Genomic DNA, 19230 nt, shown 5'->3' on the forward strand with positions numbered 1-19230 from the left:
GCGCTATGTGGGGAGCGCGAACTCGCACCAGACGGCCTTGCCGCCGCCCGGTGTGCGGCGCGAGCCCCAGTTCGACGCGATCGTCGCGACGATGGCGATGCCGCGTCCCGCCTCGTCGGCCGGTTCGGCGCGGCGGCGGCGCGGCAGGTGGTCGTCGCCGTCGGTGACCTCGATGATCAGTCGGCGGTCGGTGCGGCGCAGGCGCAGCCGCATCGGCGGGGTGCCGTGCTGGAGGGAGTTCGCGACCAGTTCGCTGGCCGCGAGGACCCCGAGGTCGTGGAGTTCCGGGGAGAAGCGCCAGCTGGCGAGGACGCCGGTGGCGAAGGCACGCGCGCGGGGGGCGGCCTCCACACCGCCGAGGAGCTCCAGGGCGGCGTTCCTGAACAGTTCGGCGTCGCCCCCGGCACGGGCGGGGTGCTGGAGGACGAGGACGGCCACGTCGTCGTCGTGGTCGGCCGTCACTCCCAGGGCGCGGATCAGTCGGTCGCACACCACCTGAGGGGTGCCGGTGGCGCCGGCGAGGGCGCGTTCCAGTGAGGCCAAGCCTTCGTCGATGTCCTCGCTGCGCCGTTCGACGAGGCCGTCCGTGTAGAGGACGGCGGTGGAGCCGGGGCCGAGGGGGACGGAGCCCGAGGTGTGCAGCCATCCTCCGGTGCCGAGCGGGGGGCCTGTGGGCTCCTCCGCGCGGTGGATCGTGCCGTGCTCGTCGCGCACGAGGATGGGGAGGTGTCCCGCCGAGGCGTAGACGAGGCTTCCTTCGTTCGGGTCGTGCACCGCGTAGACACACGTGGCGATCTGGCTGGGGTCGATCTCGGTGGCGAGGCCGTCCAGGAGCTGCAGGACCTCGTGCGGGGGCAGGTCCAGGCGGGCGTAGGCCCGCACGGCGGTGCGGAGCTGGCCCATGACGGCGGCCGCGCGCACGCCGCGGCCCATCACGTCGCCGATGACGAGGGCGGTGCGGCCGCCGCCGAGGGTGATCACGTCGTACCAGTCGCCGCCGACCGCCGCCTCGGTGCCGCCCGGTTGGTAGGTGGCGGCGATGCGCAGGTCGTCGGGCTGCTCCAACTCCTGCGGCAGCAGTGACTTCTGGAGCGTGACGGCGGTCTCGCGCTGGGCGCGTTCGCTGGTGCGCAGGCGTTCGGCGGCCTCGGCGTGGTCGGTGACGTCGGCTGCGAACACCAGGACGCCGCCGCCCTCTTCGGGTCCCGCCGCGGAGCCGCCGAGCGGCAGCGTCACGGGGGTGCACGTGAACGTGTACGACCGGCCGGACGCCGCTTTGCGGGACTTGACGGTGCGCGGCCGGGAGCTGCGCAGGACCTGGTCGAGGAGGGACAGCAGGCCGAGCTCGGTCAGTTCGGGCAGGGCCACGCGCGCGGGTTCACCGATGGGCCGGGGGCCGAAGGCGGCGGCGTACGCGTCGTTGACGTACGCGATGCGGTGGTCGGTGCCGTGGACCAGGGCGACGAGGGCCGGGATGCGGTCGAGCACCTCGCGGACCGGCAGTTCGTCGACGCCGTCGGGTCCTGTGAGGCCGACGTCGCCGCCCGGTGGGAGGGGGTCCGCCGCTCCCGCGGGCCGCTCGGCACGGGCCGCGGGGACGGAGCCGTCCCCGCGCGGTGCCGTGGCGACCGCTTGTTCGGTCCGCGCTGCTGCGCGGCGCTGCGTTCCGGGGAGCCGGGCGCTCCAGCGCGTGAAGTTCACTGCGGTAGGCCTCGTGGTGTCGCTTCTGGATCGGGAACACAGCATGTCGAGAGCGGACGTCCCTGGTGTCGGCCTGACGGCCTGCCCATGGTCACACGGACAGTCTGGCGGAACGGACTGACATCCGTCAGACGCCGGACCTGTGCGGGGAGTTCCTGACTCCGGTCAGGAGGACTCCTTCGGGCGTTCCCCACCGGCCGCGAGTTCGAACTCCGCACGGGGGTGTTCGAGCGATCCCAGGGAGACGATCTCGCGTTTGAACAGGCCGGACAGGGTCCATTCGGAGAGCACTCGGGACTTGCGGTTGACGGTCGGCACTCTGCTCAGGTGGTAGACGCGGTGCATGAACCAGGCAGGGTAGCCCTTCAGCTTGCGTCCGTAGACGTGCGCGACACCTTTGTGCAGTCCCAGGGAGGCCACGGAGCCGACGTATTTGTGCTCGTATTCCTGGAGAGGGCGCTCGCGCAGGGACGCGACGATGTTGTCGGCGAGGACCTTGGCCTGGCGCACCGCGTGCTGGGCGTTGGGTGCGCACTCCGTGCCGGGTTCGTCCGCGGTGATGTCGGGGACGGCTGCCGCGTCGCCCGCGCCCCACGCGTGTGGGGCCCCGTCGACGGCCAGCTGTGCGGTGCACTTGAGGCGACCGCGTTCGTTCAGCGGCAGATCGGTGGCGGCGAGCACGGGATGCGCCTTGACGCCGGCCGTCCAGACGACGGTGCGGGTGGGGTGGCGGGCGCCGTCGCTGAGGACGGCCACGCGGTCCTCGCACGATTCGAGACGGGTCTCCAGGCGTACGTCGATGTTGCGCCTGCGCAGCTCGCGCACCGTGTACTTGCCCATCTCCTCGCCGACTTCGGGCAGGATGCGGCCCGTCGCCTCGACGAGGATCCACTTCATGTCCTCGGCCTTGATGTTGTGGTAGTACCGGGACGCGTACCGGGCCATGTCCTCCAGTTCGCCGAGCGCCTCGACGCCTGCGTAACCGCCTCCTACGAAGACGAAGGTCAGGGCGGCGTCGCGGATCGCGGGGTCACGTGTGGAGGAGGCGATGTCCATCTGTTCGATGACGTGGTTGCGCAGGCCGATGGCCTCTTCGACGGTCTTGAAGCCGATGGCGTGGTCGGCGAGTCCCGGCACCGGCAGCGTGCGGGCGATGGAGCCGGGGGCCAGGACGATTTCGTCGTACGCGATCTGGACGGACCCGGTGCCCTCTTCCTCGGTGGCGAGGGTGGTGAAGGTCGCGGTGCGCTTGGCGTGGTTGACCGATTCGACCTCGCCGATGACGATGCGGCACTGGTCGAGGGTGCGGCGGAGCGGCACGACGACGTGGCGCGGCGAGATGGATCCCGCGGCGGCTTCGGGCAGGAACGGCTGATACGTCATATAGGGATCGGGAGCGATCACGACGATCTCGACCTCACCCCGCTTGAGCTCGCGTTTCAGCTTTCGTTGGAGTCTCAGCGCGGTGTACATGCCGACGTAGCCGCCGCCGACGACGAGAATGCGTACACAGTCCGGGGGCACGGGGGTCGTCCCCCGGGAGATCGCAGCCTTCACCATCCCATGACGCACCCGCCTTTGGCGTTTGTCCACAGGCCCGGCAATTTGTGTGACCGGGGGCGGCGTGCGGGAAGACCTCGGATTTCCGCTGTCGGCCCTGTCAGGTGCGCAGGTCAGCGGGGGCGAAGGGGGAGCGGAGGAGGGGCACGGGAAGGCCGGAAAGGGCGCATACTCCGATCGGGGGGCGCGCTGTGCGGAACCCGCCTCTTCTGAATTGACCCCCGCTCAACTATGTTCGTGGGACGTCGGGGTGTCGGGGGATGCGCTCGTCGGGCCGGTTTTCCGGCTCGTGGAAGGGCTCGCTCCTCACACTTCGGTAGTCAATGGCGGGGAGTGTCTCCGGGGGGAGACGTCATTACCGGGGGAACGCATGCACATTCAGGAGACTCACTGGACTTCCGCTGCCGTGTCGGCATCAGCCGTCGGCCCAGGCGGGAACGGACGCGACATGGGGGAAGGAGCGCGCACGACACCGCTGCGTGTCGACGCACAGCGCAATCTCGAACATGTACTGAGGGCGGCACGCGAAGTCTTCGGCGAGCTGGGTTACGGCGCGCCGATGGAAGACGTGGCGCGTCGCGCGCGGGTCGGAGTCGGCACGGTCTACCGCCGCTTCCCGAGCAAGGATGTGCTGGTCAGGCGGATAGCCGAGGAGGAGACCTCCCGGCTGACCGATCAGGCGCGTGCGGCGCTCGGGCAGGAGGACGAGCCGTGGTCGGCGCTCTCGCGCTTCCTGCGGACGTCCGTGGCGTCGGGTGCGGGCCGACTGCTGCCGCCGCAGGTGCTGCGGGTCAGCGTGGAGGACGGTGCCAAGGAGGACGAGGTACGGGTGCCGCAGCAGCGGCAGCCGGCCACGGACTCCCCCGACCTGCGTCTCGTCGAGCAGCGTCAGGCGCCCATCGAGGAGTCGACCTCCCTGGGTGACGACACGGGGGCGGCGACGCTCCTCGACGTCGTCGGCCGTCTCGTGGAGCGTGCCCGCGCGGCGGGCGAGCTGCGGGCGGACGTGACGGTGTCCGACGTCCTGCTGGTGATCGCCACGGCGGCGCCCTCGCTGCCGGACGCGGCACAGCAGGCGGCGGCCTCGTCGCGGCTTCTCGACATCCTGCTGGAGGGCCTGCGGTCGCGGCCCGCGTGACCGCCCGGTTCGGTGGGAGGCTCGACTCCATGGTGAACGCGCCGGACGTTGAGCCTTCCCCGTTCGGGTGAACGGTAGTGCTCCATTACGGGAAATCGCCCCGGACGGGTGGTTGAACGTCGTCCCTCTCGGCCGCGGCACACCCGTGTGGCACGCTTTCCCGGTGGTCGGGTCTGAGTGTGCAACCGGGGGCGTTCCGCGATGAGTGTTGACGGTCGGGACGAGGCATCCCAGGACGGTCCCGGCAGCGGTGCGGGAGGTCCCGTCAGCGCGGCCGACGCGGCAGGTCCGAGCGTGCCTCCGCAGCGCGAGGGCGGCACGGGTGCCCCGGTTCCCGGAGGCGTCGAAGGGCCGGTGTCCGACGCCGACCTGATCGCCCGGATGCGCTCCGGCGACGACTCGGCGTACGAGGAGCTGTACCGCCGTCACGCCGAGGCCGTGCGCCGCTACGCCCGCACCTGCTGCCGCGACGCCCACACCGCCGACGACCTCACCGCCGAGGTGTTCGCCCGCATGCTGCAGGCGGTGCGCGGCGGCAGCGGCCCCGAGCACGCCGTGCGCGCCTATCTGCTCACCACCGTGCGCCGGGTCGCCGCCGGGTGGACGAAGTCGGCGAAGCGCGAGCACCTGGTCGACGACTTCGCGGTGTTCGCCGCGCAGGCCGCGCGGGGCACGGAGGTCTCCGACGACACGGCGTCCGTCGGCTCCTTCGGAGCGGGTCTGGATCTGGGCGCGGACGTCCGCGCGATGCACGAGGCCGAGCAGTCGATGGCCATGCAGGCCTTCCGGAGCCTGCCGGAGCGCTGGCAGGCCGTGCTGTGGCACACGGAGGTCGAGGACGAGTCGCCCAGCGACGTCGCCACGCTCTTCGGCCTCGACGCGAACGGCACGCGCGTGCTCGCGAGCCGGGCCCGCGAGGGTCTCAAACAGGCCTATCTGCAGGCACATGTCAGCGCCACGCTCACCGAGAGCGAGGAGTGCGCGCGCTACGCCGACCGGCTCGGTGCCTACGCGCGCGGCGGCCTGCGCACCCGCGCCGAGCGTGGCCTGCGCAAGCACTTGGAGGAGTGCGCGAAGTGCCGGCTGGCCGCCGGGCAGATCGAGGACGTCGCGAGCGGGATTCCCGCGGTCGTGCCGATCGCCGTCATCGGCTGGTTCGGTGCCGCCGGGTACGCGAAGGTGGCCGCGCTCGTCGGCGGCGGCACCGTCGGAGCGGGCGCGGCGGGGGCCGCGGGTGCGGCCGCGGCGGGCGGATCGACGGGTGGATCCGCGGCGGGCGGTGCCGCCGCTTCCGAGGGGCTCGGCGCGCCCGCGAAGGCCGGTATCGCGGCGGGCGTCGTCGTGGCGGCCGGGGTCGTCGCGGCGATCGCCCTCACCGGAGGGGGCGGCAAGCCGAAGGCGGCGGACCCGCCTCCGTCCAAGGAACCCGTGGTCTCCGAGTCGGTCGTGCCGCAGAAGCCGCCGCCCGAGAAGCCGAAGGCCGAGCCGAAGCCGTCGCCCCCCGCGCCGAAGCCGACCCCGAAGCCCACGCCCACCCCCACGCCGAAGCCGAAACCTCCCGCCGAGGAGAAGCCCGAGCCGAAGCCCACACCCCCGCCCCCTCCGAAGCCCAGGCCCACTCCGCCGAAGCCGACCCCGAAGCCGCCGCCCCCGCCGCCACCGGCCCCCAGGGTCTACCAGTGGAACGAGCTCGCCTACGGCCTCACCGGCGACGGCACCAAACCCGAGATGCGGCTCACCGAGAGCAGCTGGGTGTGGCAGCGCTGGGGCCTGTCGGTCGGTGACAAGCGGTACTCGCACGGCGTGACCGTCCACGGCCGGTCCTCCGTCACCATCGACCTGAACCGCAGCTGCTCCACGTACGACGCGGTCGTCGGCGTCGACGACATGACGCTGGGCCTCGGCAGGGTGCGCTTCTCCGTATACGGGGACGGGGCGCGGTTGTGGCAGTCCCCGCTGGTCAAGGGCGGCGACCCGGCGGTGCCGGTGCGTGTGAACCTGTCCGGTCGCAAAACGGTCAGGCTCGTCGTCGAACCGCACACGCCGTTCGACACGACGGCGCTCGCGGACTGGGCGCAGTCACGGATGACGTGCCGCTAGGCGTCCATCACCGCTGGTCGTCCGCTGCCGCGGTCGCGCGTTCCAGCTCCGTCAGCACCTCGTCCGGCACCAGCGCGGTGCCCGCCGCGCGCTCCCGCTCGTACACGTCCCGTCCGAGCGCCGCCATGGCCGCACGCTCCACGCGGTCCGCCTGCACGGCCTCCGGGTGGGGCCGCACATTGCCGTTGCGCAGGGCGGTGGCGGCGGCGAGGACCCGCGTCGCGCGCGCGTGGTCGCCGAGGTCGGCGAGCAGCACCGCGGCGCCGTCCACCAGCGACGCCACGATCACTTCGGAGCAGCGGGACTCCACGGCCTCGCGCACCGCGCCGGTGACGAGAGGCAGCCCCGCGGCGGGGCCGCACTCGGCGGCGGCGATGCGCGCCTCCATGCCGCTGAGGGCGACGCTGAACTGTGGCGGCGGCGTGCCGTACTCGGACTCGGCCCGCGAGGCCTCGCACAGTGCGCGGGCCGTGCCGACGTCCCCCTCGTCCAGGGCGAGCAGCGCCCCGAGGAGCCGTACGAAGGCGCGTGAGTCCGTCACCCCGTACCGGTCGGCCTCCTGGCGTGCCTCGTCGAGCACCTTCTTCGCCGCGTCCCGGTCGCCCTCGCGGTAGGCGACCTCGGCGAGCCGGGCGAGCAGGAACGAGGACTCCGCGAAAGCGCCCACTTCATAGGCGAGGCGCAGTGCTTCCTCGTACTCGACGCGGGCCTCCTCGTGGTTGCTGCGGGCCATGGCCGCCTCGCCCGCCGCGCTGCACACCTGGGCGCGCATCCAGCGGTCGCCGACCCGGCGGCTCAGCTCCCGCAGCTCGGCCAGGTCCTCGTCGACGCCGGAGAGGTTGCCGGGCATGTCGACGGCCATGTGCGTGCGGAACATGAGGGTGACGCCGAGGTCCCAGTCCTCGCCGTGGCGACGGCAGTTCTCGACCGTCCGGTTCAGCGGGGCCAGCGCGTCCTCGTGGGTGCCGCCGGTGAAGAAGATGGTGAACGGCCAGAGCAGCCCGGGGAAGCGCGCCGTCTCGGGCACGGGCTGCGAGAAGGCGGCGCGCAGGCCCTCGACGAGCGCCGGGTCGGCCCACTCCTCGTGGTGGGCCGGTGAGTCCGCGGGCCTGGACTCCGCGACCAGGCACAGGTGCAGCAGCTTGAGCCGCATCCACGGCCAGTAGAGCGGGTCGTCCTCGGCGGGGAGGCCGGGCGGCGCGAGTTCCAGGACGCGGGCCATCCAGTCGGCGCCCTCCCTGCGGTAGTTGCGCAGCCACCAGAACCAGCCGGTGTTCAGGGCCATGTCGATCGCGCCGGCCTTGTCGCCGGTCGCGGCGGTGCGCTGCAGTGCGGCCCGGATGTTGTCGAGGTCCGTCTCCAGGCGGCTGATCCACGGCAGTTGCTCCGCGGAGCGGAGCAGTGGCTCGGCGCGGGCGACGAGGTCCCTGAAGTACGCGGAGTGGCGGGCCTCGGCGGCGGCGAGCAGGGCGGGGGTCTCGGCGGCGCGCTCGGTGGCGTACTCGTGGATGGTCTCCAGGAGGCGGTAGCGCATGCCGCCGCCGGGGCCCGCGGACGGCACGGCGACGACCAGGGACTTGTCGACGAGTGCGCCGATGAGGTCGGTGGCGGGCGCGGTGCACACGGCCTCGGCGGCCGGGAGGTCCCAGCTGCCCGCGAAGACGGACGCCTCGCGCAGCACGGCACGCTCGGCCTCGTCGAGGAGCTCCCAGGACCAGTCGACGACGGCCCGCAGGGTCTGCTGGCGGGGCAGGACCGTGCGGCTGCCGCTGGTCAGGAGGCGGAAGCGGTCGTCGAGGCGGTCGGCGATCTGGCGCGGGGTGAGCATCCGCAGGCGGGCGGCGGCCAGTTCGATGGCGAGCGGCAGTCCGTCGAGACGGCGGCAGATCTCGGCGACGGCGTCGGCGTCCGCCGCCGGGTCGAAGCCGGGCCGCACCGCGACGGCCCGCTCGGTGAACAGGCGGTGCGCGGGGTCGGGCGGGAGCGGCTCCACGGGGCGGACCGCCTCACCGGGCACGCCCAGGGGTTCGCGGCTGGTGGCGAGGATGGTGAGACCCGGGCAGTGCGTGAGGAGGGTCTCGGCGAGCTCGGCGGCGGCACCGATCACGTGTTCGCAGTTGTCAAGGAGCAGGAGCAGGCTGCGCGGCGCGCAGTACTCGACGAGCAGGGCGACCGGGTCGTCCTGCGAGGTGGTCAGTTCGCTGGTCATCAGGACGGTCTCGCGCAGGTCGAGCGCGCTGACGACAGCGCCGGGCACCGCCTCGGGGTGGTCGAGCGGGGCGAGCTCGGCCAGCCATGCCTGCGGATGCCCGGCGGCGGCTTCCTCGGCGAGGCGGGTCTTGCCGGAGCCGCCCGGTCCGGTGAGGGTGACGAGGCGGGCTCCTCGCAAGTCTGAACGGATGGCTTCGAGTTCGGGTTCCCGGCCGACGAAAGAGGTCAGGCGGGTGCGGATGTTGCCGTGCTGGTCGGCTCGTCCCGCCCGCTGGGGCTGGGGTGGCTGCTGGTCTTCCGGCGGTCGCCGTGCCGGTTCGCCTTGGGCCTGACCCGCAGGACCCTGACCGGGACCCGCAAGGCCCTGACCCGGACCCGCAAGGTTCTGGCCCAGACCCGCAGGCTTCCGGCCCTGACCCGCAGGGTTGGGGCCCGCGCTCGCCGACCGCTGTCCCTGGCCCGCCCACCGTTGTCCCTGAGTCACCGGCTGCCGCCCCTGTCCCGCCGGATCCCGCCGGGGCAGGTCCGGGCCGGCGAGCAACTCCGCGTGCAGCGCGCGCAGTTCCGGACCGGGGTCGGTGCCGAGGCCCTCGGCGAGGGCGCGGCGCCCCTCCTCGTACGCGGCCAGCGCGTCGGCTCCGCGGCCGGCGTCGCGCAGGGCGCGGATCAGCAGGGCGCGCAGTGCCTCGTCGTAGGGCTGGGCGGAGGTCAGCTCGCGGAGTTCCGGTACGACCTCGGGGGCGCGGCCGAGGGCGAGGTCCGCCTCGATCCGTGCGCGGACGGCCTCGGCGCGCTGCGCCTCGGGGCGGGCCGCGGTGGTGCGGTCGGGCAGGTCGGCGAGGGCGGGGCCGCGCCACAGGGCGAGCGCGTCGCGCAGGGTGCGGGCGGCCGGGGCCGGGTCGCCGCGGTCCAGCGCGGCCCTGCCCTCGCGTGCGAGGCGCTCGAAGCGGTGCAGGTCGACGTCGTCGGGGGCGACGGCGAGGCGGTATCCGCCGGGGGCGGACACGACGGCGTCCTTGCCGACGGCCCGGCGCAGGCGGCCCACCAGGGCCTGGAGGGCGGCGGGGGCGTCGGCGGGCGGATCTCCGGCCCACACCTCTTCGATGAGCGTGCCGACGGTCGCCGTGCGGTTCGCCTGGAGCGCGAGGGCGGCGAGCAGGGCACGCAGCCGCTGGCCCCCTACGGACAGAGGGGCGCCTTGGTCGTCGTACGCCTCGGTGGCGCCCAGGATTCGGTACCGCACCTGGTCATTCTCCCCGTCCGGGTGCGCGAGGGCGCGTGGTTTCTTTTGGGGCGCGCGTCGTCGGGCCCTCCGCCGGCCCGCGACCCCTGTGCCCCCTATTCCGCTACCGCCCCGCTCCTAGGGCTCCCCTCTGCGGAACCACAGTCCCCGTAGGAACAGCTCGTTGCCGTGCTGGAGTCCCGGTCCAGCACGTTCCTCTTCGCGACAGGAGCCGTCGCAGCCACAGTTCGGTGGAGACCAGGTCGGCCAGGCCGTCCAGCGGAAGAGGTGCTCCTTCGGCGGCCGAGCGCAGGGCCTTGCGGACCACGCGGGCCTCGACCAGACCCGCCTGGGCGAGCAGCGGGGTGTCGAAGAGGGCGATGAGGTCGTCGACGGCCATGCGGAGCCCCGTACGGGCGGCCGCCGCGTTCGAGGCGTGGGAGGGGGCGCCCCAGCCGGGGGGCAGTTCGGCGACCCCGGCGCCTTCGAGGACGGTGCGCAGGATGGAGGCCCGCGCACCGGGCTGCACGCGCAGCGCCTCGGGGAGCGCACGGCAGGCACGGACGACCTGGTTGTCCAGGAAGGGTGCGTGCAGGCGCTGGAACCGCACCTCGGCCGCCTGTTCCAGGACCCGCAGGTCCGCGGCGTGCCGGGCGAGCGCGGCCCGCGCGCGGAACTCGCCTGGCCGTTGTCCCGGACCGCCGGGACGCATGGTGGTGTCCTGGAGACGAACCGATACTTCAGCGAGGGCCTCGCCGGTCAGCCAGCGCGCGGCGGGTCCGGGCCTGGCCCACGTGAGGGCGGCGAGCGATGCCCCCACGGCTCCGCCGGGTTCGTCGAAGCGGCGCTGCAGCAGGCGCTCGGCGAGCGATTCGACGCCCGCGCGGTGCGGCATGCGGGCGAGCTTGCGGGCGGCGCCGTACACGCGCGCGGGGACCAGCACGGAGCCGTCGGCCTTCGCCAGCGCCGCGACGGGCCGCACCATGTGGCGTCGTCTGCGGTCCATCAGGAGGTCGGCGAGGCGGGCCGGGTGTGCGTCGAGGACCTGCCGGGCGCCGTGGCCGGTGAAGTGGTCGGCGCTGCCCGACGAGAGCCGGGCGCGGTGGCGCTGGGCGGCCACCAGGACGGCGCTCGGTTCGTCCGTCAGGGGTCCGTCCAGATCGGCGTACGGCAGCGCGTCCTCGCCCGCCGCGACGACCACGTGGTGCAGGCGCGGGTTGGCGGCGATGGCGCCGGCCCGCTCCAGTTCGGCCTCCCTGCCGTTGACGGCCAGGTCGTTGAAGGTGACGGCGAGGAGGCGTTCCCCCGCTCCGGTGCCGTGGCCGAGCACCGTGCCGGGCATGCCGGGCAGACCGGCCGCGAGGAGGGCGAGGGTTCCCGAGGCGGGTCCTCCGGAGAGGTCGGCTCCGATGCCGGGCACCGGCATGCCGCGGGCCGCGCGCCGTTCGGCGGGCCCCATGCCGGGCACCGGGCCGGGGTCCATGTCCGTGCCGGGTACGTGACGGGGTGCGGTGAGGCGGGCGCGTACCGCGTCGATGAGGGCTTCGCGTACGCCGTCCACCGCGCTGTCGGGGTCGGTGGGCGCCGCGGCGACCGCCAGCGAGGCCACCGGTTCGTACCCGGCGATCTCCCGTGCGCCCGCGCGCAGGATCAGCGCGTGCCCCGGCGGTACGCGCCGCACGCCCTGGTACGGGGTCGAGTCGTGCAGCGCCTCGGGGACGTCGGGGGCGGCGAGCAGCGCCGCGAGGTGGCCGATGTCCAGGTGCGCCTCGATGAGGTCGGCGAGCGGCAGGGCGGCGGTTCCGTAGGCCGTGCCGTCGGCCCAGGGGGTGTAGAAGACGGGGCGAGCGCCCGCGAGATCGCCGGCGATCATGATGCGGCGGCCGACCTGGACGACCGCCGTGTAGCTGCCGGACCAGGCGGTCAGATGGCGCAGGGCGCCGCCGCGTGCGGCGAGGAGGCCGACCCTGAGTTCCTCGTCGGAGGCGCCGCACGTGCCGAGGACCGCGATGCGGGTCTGCTCGTCGGCCGTCACTGTCCGTACTTCGTCGGCCCGCCAGTCGCCGACCGCCCAGAGGGGGTCCGGGTCGCCCCACAGGAGCTGGGAACCCACGGGATGGACGGTCCGGCCGTCGTCCCCGGTGGCCCCGGCCGAGCCCACCGCCGAGGATCTCGCGGTGGTACTGCTCCACCCCACCAACCACCGCATCGCTTCCTCCACAGGCTGTGGACGGCCGTCGGCGAAGCGCCGCCGGGCACGGCCGACCAGTACACCGAAGAACTGGGGTCCCATGCTGCCACGAAGGAGGCGTGCGGGAAGGTCCGCGGAACGGCTTGCGCCCCCTGGAATGCGCCCCAGGTGAGCGGTAGTTGAGAGCAGAACGGTGCCCTGCTTCTTATTGAGGCTCCCGGGAGGGCCCGGAGAGCGTCCGGGCGACCGCGCGCACTTCCCGCGCACGGCCTGTGCGAGCTTGTGCGCTCGGCGCGTGCAACCGTCACAGGCGCACGCGTGCGCCGCACCCGGGCGCAGGCGTACGCCGGACTCGAACACACGCGCACACCGCGCTCCGACACATGCGCACACCACCGCCATGGGCGGAATGTCGGATTCTGTACACGGGTGCTTTTCGGCCAAATCGGCCTGGCGCGGCCCCGGGAGGGAACCGTTCGAAGGCAACACACAGCCCGGGAGGCGGTGTTCGCCTCCCGGACCGGTCCGCCGCCCGCGGGGATGGAGGCGGCGGTGTCCCCCAGCCCACTGACTCCAGCGCAGCGGGCCGACCCACGCATCGCCAATGGAAGCCCTGCCGTCATGGCCGGAGAAGAGCGCACACACGGGCGCACGGCCACACAGCGGGAGCACACATCGCCGCCGAGGCACCTACGTACGGACAACAATCTCGCCATCCGGAACTGGGGCTCTTAACGCTTGGGATGCGGCGAACTACGCTGTGTGTGCTGTTGTTTTCGCGGAGGCATATACCTGGAGGATCGGCCAAACGCGCTTGCGGCCGACTTTCCGGCCACCGCCCCCGGGGAACACGGCACGAATGCCGTGCGCGGTCCAGCCACTGCCCGGCAGCCGTCTGTGTCGAGGGGTGGCGCATGTCCAGGGAGCAACGCGGGCCGAACGAAAAACTCGGCACCGTTCTCGCCCTCGCGGGAATCAGCAATGCGGGACTCGCCCGCCGGGTCAACGACCTCGGCGCCCAACGCGGGTTGACGCTCCGTTACGACAAGACGTCGGTGGCCCGCTGGGTGTCCAAGGGCATGGTGCCGCAGGGCGCCGCCCCCCACCTGATCGCCGCGGCCATCGGCCAGAAGCTGGGCCGCCCCGTGCCCCTGCACGAGATCGGCCTCGCGGACGCCGACCCCGCTCCTGAGGTGGGTCTCGCCTTCCCGCGCGACGTGGGTGCGGCGGTGAAGTCCGCGACCGAGCTGTACCGGCTCGACCTGGCGGGCCGGCGCGCCGGCAGCGGCGGCATCTGGCAGTCCCTGGCGGGCTCCTTCGCCGTCAGTGCCTACGCGACGCCCGCCTCGCGCTGGCTGATAACCCCCGCGGACAGCTCCGTCGCGCGTGACGTCACGCGCGAGGTGCCCCGCGACACCGTGCACACCGACGACGGCGGCGCGCCGATGAAGGTCGGCCACAGCGACGTACTGAAGCTGCGGGAGGCCGCCGAGGACGCGCGCCGCTGGGACTCCAAGTACGGCGGCGGCGACTGGCGCTCCTCGATGGTCCCCGAGTGCCTGCGGGTCGAGGCGGCACCGCTGCTCCTCGGCTCGTACTCCGACGAGGTCGGACGTGCCCTCTTCGGAGCCTCCGCCGAGCTGACGCGCCTCGCCGGATGGATGGCCTTCGACACGGGCCAGCAGGAGGCCGCCCAGCGCTACTACATCCAGGCGCTGCGGCTCGCGCGCGCGGCGGCGGACGTCCCCCTCGGGGGATACGTCCTGGCGTCCATGTCCCTCCAGGCGACCTACCGGGGCTTCGGCGACGAGGGAGTCGACCTCGCGCAGGCCGCGCTGGAGCGGAACAGGGGCCTGGCGACCGCCCGCACGATGAGCTTCTTCCGGCTCGTCGAGGCACGGGCACACGCGCGTGCCAACGACGCGCAGGCCGCGGGGGCGGCGCTGCGGGCCGCCGAGGGCTGGCTGGAGCGGGCCCGTGACGGTGACAACGACCCGTCCTGGCTCGGCTTCTACTCGTACGACCGCTTCGCCGCCGACGCCGCCGAGTGCTACCGCGACCTGAAGGCACCGCGGCAGGTGCGGCGTTTCACGGAGCAGGCACTGTCCCGGCCCACGGAGGAATTCGTGCGCTCGCACGGATTGCGGCTGGTGGTGTCGGCCGTCGCCGAGCTGGAGTCCGGGAACCTCGACGCGGCGTGCGAGCAGGGGACGCGGGCGCTCGAGGTCGCCGGGCGGATCTCGTCCGCGAGGACCACGGAGTACGTGAAGGACCTGCTGCACCGGCTCGAACCGTACGGGGACGAGCCGCGGGTGGTCGAGCTGCGGGAGCGGGCACGGCCTCTGCTGATGGCTCCGGCGTAGTCCCGCCACACGGTCGTGCTCGAACCGGCGTCCGAGGTTTGGCGGCGTTGTCAGTGGCGCAGGGCAGTATCTGTGGTGGGAGGTGAGGCGCGGTGAAGAAGGTCGCGTACGACTGCGACGTGCTGGTGATCGGCGGGGGGATCGTCGGGCTCGCGACGGCGTATGCCCTCACGCGCACCACTCCCGGCACGCGGGTCACGGTGCTCGAGAAGGAGACGGGGCCCGCACGGCACCAGACGGGCCGCAACAGCGGTGTGATCCACAGCGGGATCTACTACCGCCCCGGCTCCCTCAAGGCGCGGTACGCGGTCCGTGGCGCCGCCGAGATGGTCAAGTTCTGCGCGGAGTACGGCGTCGCGCACGAGGTCACCGGCAAGCTCATCGTCGCCACCGAGCGGGACGAGCTGCCGCGCCTGCACGCGCTCGTGCAGCGCGGCAGGGAGAACGGCATTCCGGTGCGCGAGCTGGGGCCCGCGCAGATCACCGAGTACGAACCGGAGGTCCGCGGACTCGCCGCGATCCATGTCGGCACGACCGGGACATGTGACTACGGCGCGGTGGCCGCGCGGCTCGCCGAAGCGTCCGGGGCGGAGATCCGGTACGGCGCGCGGGGCGAGGTCGTCCGGATCGACCGCCGGGCCGACCGGGGCGTCGCCGTCCGCACGGCCGACGGGTCCGTCGTGCGCGGCAAGGTCCTCGTGAACTGCGCGGGGCTCCACTGCGACGGGATCGCGCGGCTCACGGGGGACGACCCCGGAATGCGGATCGTGCCGTTCCGGGGGGAGTACTTCGAGCTGGCCAGGCCCGAGCTGGTGCGGGGCCTCGTCTATCCCGTGCCCGATCCGGCGTTCCCCTTCCTCGGCGTCCACCTCACACGGGGCATCGACGGCGGCGTCCACGTGGGGCCGAACGCGGTGCCCGCGCTGGCGCGGGAGGGATACGGGTGGTCGGTCGTCCGGCCCCGCGAGCTCGCCGGGACGCTCGGCTGGCCCGGGTCCTGGCACATGGCGCGGCGGCACTGGCGGTACGGGGCGGGGGAGCTGCGGCGGTCCGCGTCCAAGTCCGCGTTCACCGAGGCGGTGCGGAGGCTGCTGCCCGCGGTTCGGGCCGATGATCTTGTGGCCGCGCCTGCGGGGGTGCGGGCGCAGGCGGTGCTGCGGGACGGGACGCTGGTCGACGACTTCCTCATACGTGAGGGGGCGCGGGCGGTGCACGTCCTGAACGCTCCCTCGCCGGCTGCGACGGCGTCTCTGCCGATCGGCAGGGAAGTGGCCCGTCGGGCGGTTTCCGCGTTGCGGGTGGCGGAGGGCGACTGAGTCCCCCCCCCTTCTCCGGGGGGCCGGTCCCGGGGTGACCCGGGGTCCACTTGTCCCTCCGTCCGGCTGCGGGTCCGCCCGGGTTGCTCGCGCAGTTCCCCGCGGCCCTGGCCCAGTCCTTCTCACGGCCGATGTCCAGTGGGGCGGTGCGTAAAATTGGGGCACTGTGTCTGACTCATCTCGTAACGCCGACGCTCCCGACGCTTCCGCAGGGTCCAAGGGGCGGGTCACCGCGGCTCCTCGGTTTCCCGGGGGGCCCTCGCCCGATCCCGCCGGGTCGCATCATGAGCGGCGGATCCGTAGTTTCCAGCCCCGGCGGAGCCGGGTGACCACCAGCCAGGGGGACGCCCTGCGGCGCCTCTGGCCCACGTGGGGGCTGGACATCGACGGGCTCCGCACCCTCGACCTCGCCGAGCTGTTCGGCGACGAGCGGGGGCCGCGCCCCGACCTGCCCGTCGTCCTGGAGATCGGCTTCGGCATGGGTGAGGCCACCGCCGAGATGGCCGCGGCCGACCCGGACACCGGCATCCTCGCCGTCGACGTGCACACCCCGGGCCAGGGCAACCTCCTCGGCCTCGCCGAGCGCAAGGGCCTCGACAACGTCCGCGTCGCCAACGGGGACGCCATCATCCTGCTGCGGGAGATGCTGCCGCCCCAGTGCCTGGACGGACTGCGCGTCTACTTCCCGGATCCCTGGCCCAAGGCCCGCCACCACAAGCGTCGCCTCATCCAGCCCGAGTTCCTCAGCCTCGCCGCACCCTCCCTCAAGCCCGGCGCGCTGCTGCACTGCGCGACCGACTGGGAGCCGTACGCCGAGCAGATGCTCGAGGTGCTCACCGCGCACCCCGACTTCGAGAACACGCAGCCCGACGGCGGATACGCGCCGCGCCCCGCCTTCCGCCCCCGCACCCGCTTCGAGGGCCAGGGCCTGGACAAGGGCCACGTCGTCCACGACCTGCTGTTCCGACGCGTCGGCCGGACGACCGCGGCGCCCACGGCGGCCGCCCAGGACTGAGGCACAGGACCGAGGCACCGTCGCGGCCACCCCCATCCCTCGTTAGGGTCGACCACGTGGCCACCGGTTCCCCGTATCCGATACCCCCCGAGGCGCCCGCCCCGAGGGAGCTCCTCCGTGTCCGCTGGTGGCAGCGGCGAGCGATACGCGTCGCCGCGCTCGTCACCCTCCTCGCACTCTCCGGCCTGGTGATCCTGGCCCTGGTCAGGGAGCAGACCGGCACCGAGGGCTTCCTCGTCGGGCTCGGCCTGGCGACCGTGCCGGTACCGCTCCTCGTCGCCGCGTTCCGCTGGCTGGACCGCGTGGCACCGGGCCCCTGGCGGAACCTGATCTTCTCCTTCTCCTGGGGCGCCTGCGCCGCCGCTCTCGTCGCGATCGTGGCGAACAGCTTCGCGATCCGCTGGATAGCCACCGCGACCGCCGACCCCAGCGGCGCGGACAACATCGGCGCGACCGTCGTCGCCCCGGTCGTCGAGGAGAGCGCGAAGGCCGCCGCCGTGCTCCTCGTCTTCCTCTTCCGCAGACGCGACTTCACCGGCATCGTCGACGGCGTCGTCATAGCCGGGGTGACCGCGACCGGATTCGCGTTCACCGAGAACATCCTCTATCTGGGCAACGCCTTCGTCACCGACCAGCTCAGCCGTGAGAGCGGCCTCGCCTCCGTGACCGCCGCGACCTTCTTCGTGCGCGTCGTCATGTCGCCGTTCGCCCACCCGCTCTTCACGGTCCTGACCGGCATCGGCTTCGGCATCGCCGCGCTCTCGGCCGAACGGCAGGTCGTGCGCCGCGTGCTGCTCCCACTCACCGGGCTGCTCCTCGCGATGGGCATGCACGCCCTGTGGAACGGCTCCGCCGTCTTCGGGCAGTTCGGGTTCTTCACCGTGTACGCCCTGGTCATGCTCCCGGCGTTCGGCCTGCTGACCTGGCTGGCCATCTGGACCCGCCAGCGCGAGCTCCGCATGATCCGCGACGTGTTGCCCGTGTACGCGGCGGCGGGCTGGCTCACCCCGCCCGAACCGTTCGCGCTCGGCTCGATGCGCGCCCGCTCACTGGCCCGCGACTACGCCGCGTACACCTGGGGAAAGCCCGCGGCCCGCACGGTCGCGGAGTACCAGATGTACGCGACGTCCCTCGCGTTCCTGCGCAACCGGGGCCGCCGCGGACGGGCCGGTGCCGACTTCGTCGTACGCGAGCGGGAACTCCTCGAGAAGCTGTGGGAGCGCCGCGAACCGGCCCGCCCCGCCCTCGCGTACGCGGCACAGGCGACGGCCCCGGTCATGCCCCCCATGCCGCCCTACGGGATGTACGGGGCACCCCCGGGGACACCAGGGGTGTACGGCTGGCCCCCGCGGCCCCACCCGGCCCACGGCTACCCGACGACGTACAACCCCTACCGCCCCTAGGGGGCACGCCGTTACGCGGACGCCGCGTTCAGCGCCGCGATCTCCGCCTCCGTCAGTTCGAGGTCCGCCACCGCGAGCAGCGCCGGCAGCTGCTCCACCGTCCGCGCGGAGGCGATCGGCGCCGCCACGGTGGGCTGTGCCGCGAGCCAGGCGAGCGCCACGGTCGGGACCTGTGCGCCGTGCGCCTGCGCGATCTCGTCGAGGGCGGCGAGGACACGGTCGCCCCGCTCCGTCCCCACGTACGCCTCGACGCGCGAGCTACGCGCGCTCTCCACGCGTGCGCCCGCCCGGTACTTGCCGGTGAGGTAGCCCGCCGCGAGCCCGAAGTAGGGGACGGCCGCGAGGCCGGAGCGCGAGGCGACTTCCTGGAGGGGGCCCTCGTAGGTGTCGCGGGAGACGAGGTTGTAGTGCGGCTGCAGCGCGACGTACCGCGCGAGGCCCTCGCGGTCGGAGACGTCGAGGGACTCCTGGAGCCGCTCGGGGGAGATGTTGGAGGCGGCGATGGCACGCACCTTGCCGACCCGCACCAGCTCGTCGAGCGCGCCGATGATCTCCTCCACGGGCACCGACGTGTCGTCGAAGTGCGTGTAGTAGAGGTCGATGTGGTCCGTGCCGAGTCGCCGCAGGGACGCGTCGGCCGCGCCCTTGATGGTGGCGGCGGACAGGCCCTTGTACTCGGGGTGGGAGCCGACCTTCGTGGCCACGACGACGTCGGAGCGGTTGCCGCGCTCGGCGAGCCACTCGCCGATGAGGGTCTCGGACTCGCCGCCCTTGTTGCCGTCGACCCAGGCCGAGTACGCGTCGGCGGTGTCGATGAAGTTGCCGCCTGCCGCGGTGTAGGCGTCGAGGACGGCGAAGGACGCCGCACGGTCCGCGGTCCAGCCGAAGACGTTGCCGCCGAGGGAGAGCGGGAAGACCTCGAGGTCGGAGGAGCCGAGAGGGCGAAGAGAAGTCATGTGCTCCTCAACGCCCCCAGTGGAAACGGAATTCCGTGCAAGCCCCATGCAGTC

11 protein-coding genes are annotated in these 19230 nt (G+C 73.2%); 6 read left to right on the top strand and 5 right to left on the bottom strand.

Annotated elements, in window-relative coordinates; genetic code table 11:
* Positions 1-3: 3 nt before the first annotated feature.
* Positions 4-1701 carry a SpoIIE family protein phosphatase gene (locus tag DEJ47_RS18000; protein ID WP_150169594.1) on the bottom strand — a complete coding sequence of 566 codons (1698 nt, stop codon included), beginning with the start codon at positions 1699-1701 and terminating at the stop codon, positions 4-6.
* 165 nt (positions 1702-1866) lie between these two features.
* Positions 1867-3261 carry an NAD(P)/FAD-dependent oxidoreductase gene (locus DEJ47_RS18005; RefSeq protein ID WP_150169596.1) on the bottom strand — a complete coding sequence of 465 codons (1395 nt, stop codon included), beginning with the start codon at positions 3259-3261 and terminating at the stop codon, positions 1867-1869.
* Between the two features lie 370 nt (positions 3262-3631).
* On the opposite strand from DEJ47_RS18005, the gene DEJ47_RS18010 reads away from it, so the two are divergent.
* Both DEJ47_RS18010 and DEJ47_RS18015 read left to right on the top strand, forming a co-directional pair.
* Entirely contained in the window at positions 3632-4399 is a 768-nt protein-coding gene (locus DEJ47_RS18010) for a TetR/AcrR family transcriptional regulator (protein WP_150169598.1), read from the top strand.
* Between the two features lie 201 nt (positions 4400-4600).
* Positions 4601-6499, top strand: coding sequence for a sigma-70 family RNA polymerase sigma factor (locus DEJ47_RS18015; RefSeq protein WP_150169600.1), 1899 nt, complete (start codon positions 4601-4603; stop codon positions 6497-6499).
* Positions 6500-6506: 7 nt separating this feature from the next.
* Here the strand turns inward: DEJ47_RS18015 and DEJ47_RS18020 are convergent, their stop codons facing one another.
* Together DEJ47_RS18020 and DEJ47_RS18025 are read right to left on the bottom strand one after the other, a co-directional pair.
* Positions 6507-9953: an AfsR/SARP family transcriptional regulator gene (locus DEJ47_RS18020; RefSeq protein ID WP_150169602.1), complete on the bottom strand. Its 3447-nt coding sequence runs from the start codon at positions 9951-9953 to the stop codon at positions 6507-6509.
* Positions 9954-10056: 103 nt separating this feature from the next.
* Positions 10057-12141 (bottom strand): asparagine synthase-related protein, encoded by a 2085-nt coding sequence (locus tag DEJ47_RS18025; protein ID WP_150175716.1) that lies wholly within the window; start codon positions 12139-12141, stop codon positions 10057-10059.
* 896 nt (positions 12142-13037) lie between these two features.
* On the opposite strand from DEJ47_RS18025, the gene DEJ47_RS18030 reads away from it, so the two are divergent.
* The 4 genes from DEJ47_RS18030 (at position 13038) to DEJ47_RS18045 (ending at position 18220) form a co-directional block, all read left to right on the top strand.
* On the top strand, positions 13038-14486 hold the full coding sequence (locus DEJ47_RS18030) for an MFS transporter (protein WP_150169604.1): 1449 nt from the start codon (positions 13038-13040) through the stop codon (positions 14484-14486).
* A 92-nt stretch (positions 14487-14578) separates the two neighbouring features.
* Positions 14579-15802, top strand: a complete 1224-nt coding sequence (lhgO, locus tag DEJ47_RS18035) for an L-2-hydroxyglutarate oxidase (RefSeq protein WP_150169606.1) — start codon at positions 14579-14581, stop codon at positions 15800-15802.
* 166 nt (positions 15803-15968) lie between these two features.
* Positions 15969-16817, top strand: coding sequence for a tRNA (guanosine(46)-N7)-methyltransferase TrmB (gene trmB / locus DEJ47_RS18040; protein WP_150169608.1), 849 nt, complete (start codon positions 15969-15971; stop codon positions 16815-16817).
* 56 nt (positions 16818-16873) lie between these two features.
* Entirely contained in the window at positions 16874-18220 is a 1347-nt protein-coding gene (locus tag DEJ47_RS18045) for a PrsW family intramembrane metalloprotease (protein ID WP_150169610.1), read from the top strand.
* An 11-nt stretch (positions 18221-18231) separates the two neighbouring features.
* Here DEJ47_RS18045 and DEJ47_RS18050 read toward each other — a convergent pair whose 3' ends face one another.
* Positions 18232-19176, bottom strand: a complete 945-nt coding sequence (locus DEJ47_RS18050; protein ID WP_150169612.1) for an aldo/keto reductase — start codon at positions 19174-19176, stop codon at positions 18232-18234.
* Positions 19177-19230 lie beyond the last annotated feature (54 nt).

The organism is Streptomyces venezuelae (assembly GCF_008642355.1).
GTDB lineage: Bacteria > Actinomycetota > Actinomycetes > Streptomycetales > Streptomycetaceae > Streptomyces > Streptomyces venezuelae_B.

Bases quoted from the DNA above. Each gene is read 5' to 3' on its own strand.
- DEJ47_RS18005 (WP_150169596.1), bottom strand. From the start codon at position 3,261: ATGGTGAAGGCTGCGATCTCCCGGGGGACGACCCCCGTGCCCCCGGAC.
- DEJ47_RS18010 (WP_150169598.1), top strand. From the start codon at position 3,632: ATGCACATTCAGGAGACTCACTGGACTTCCGCTGCCGTGTCGGCATCA.
- DEJ47_RS18015 (WP_150169600.1), top strand. From the start codon at position 4,601: ATGAGTGTTGACGGTCGGGACGAGGCATCCCAGGACGGTCCCGGCAGC.
- DEJ47_RS18025 (WP_150175716.1), bottom strand. From the start codon at position 12,141: ATGCGGTGGTTGGTGGGGTGGAGCAGTACCACCGCGAGATCCTCGGCG.
- DEJ47_RS18030 (WP_150169604.1), top strand. From the start codon at position 13,038: ATGTCCAGGGAGCAACGCGGGCCGAACGAAAAACTCGGCACCGTTCTC.
- DEJ47_RS18050 (WP_150169612.1), bottom strand. From the start codon at position 19,176: ATGACTTCTCTTCGCCCTCTCGGCTCCTCCGACCTCGAGGTCTTCCCG.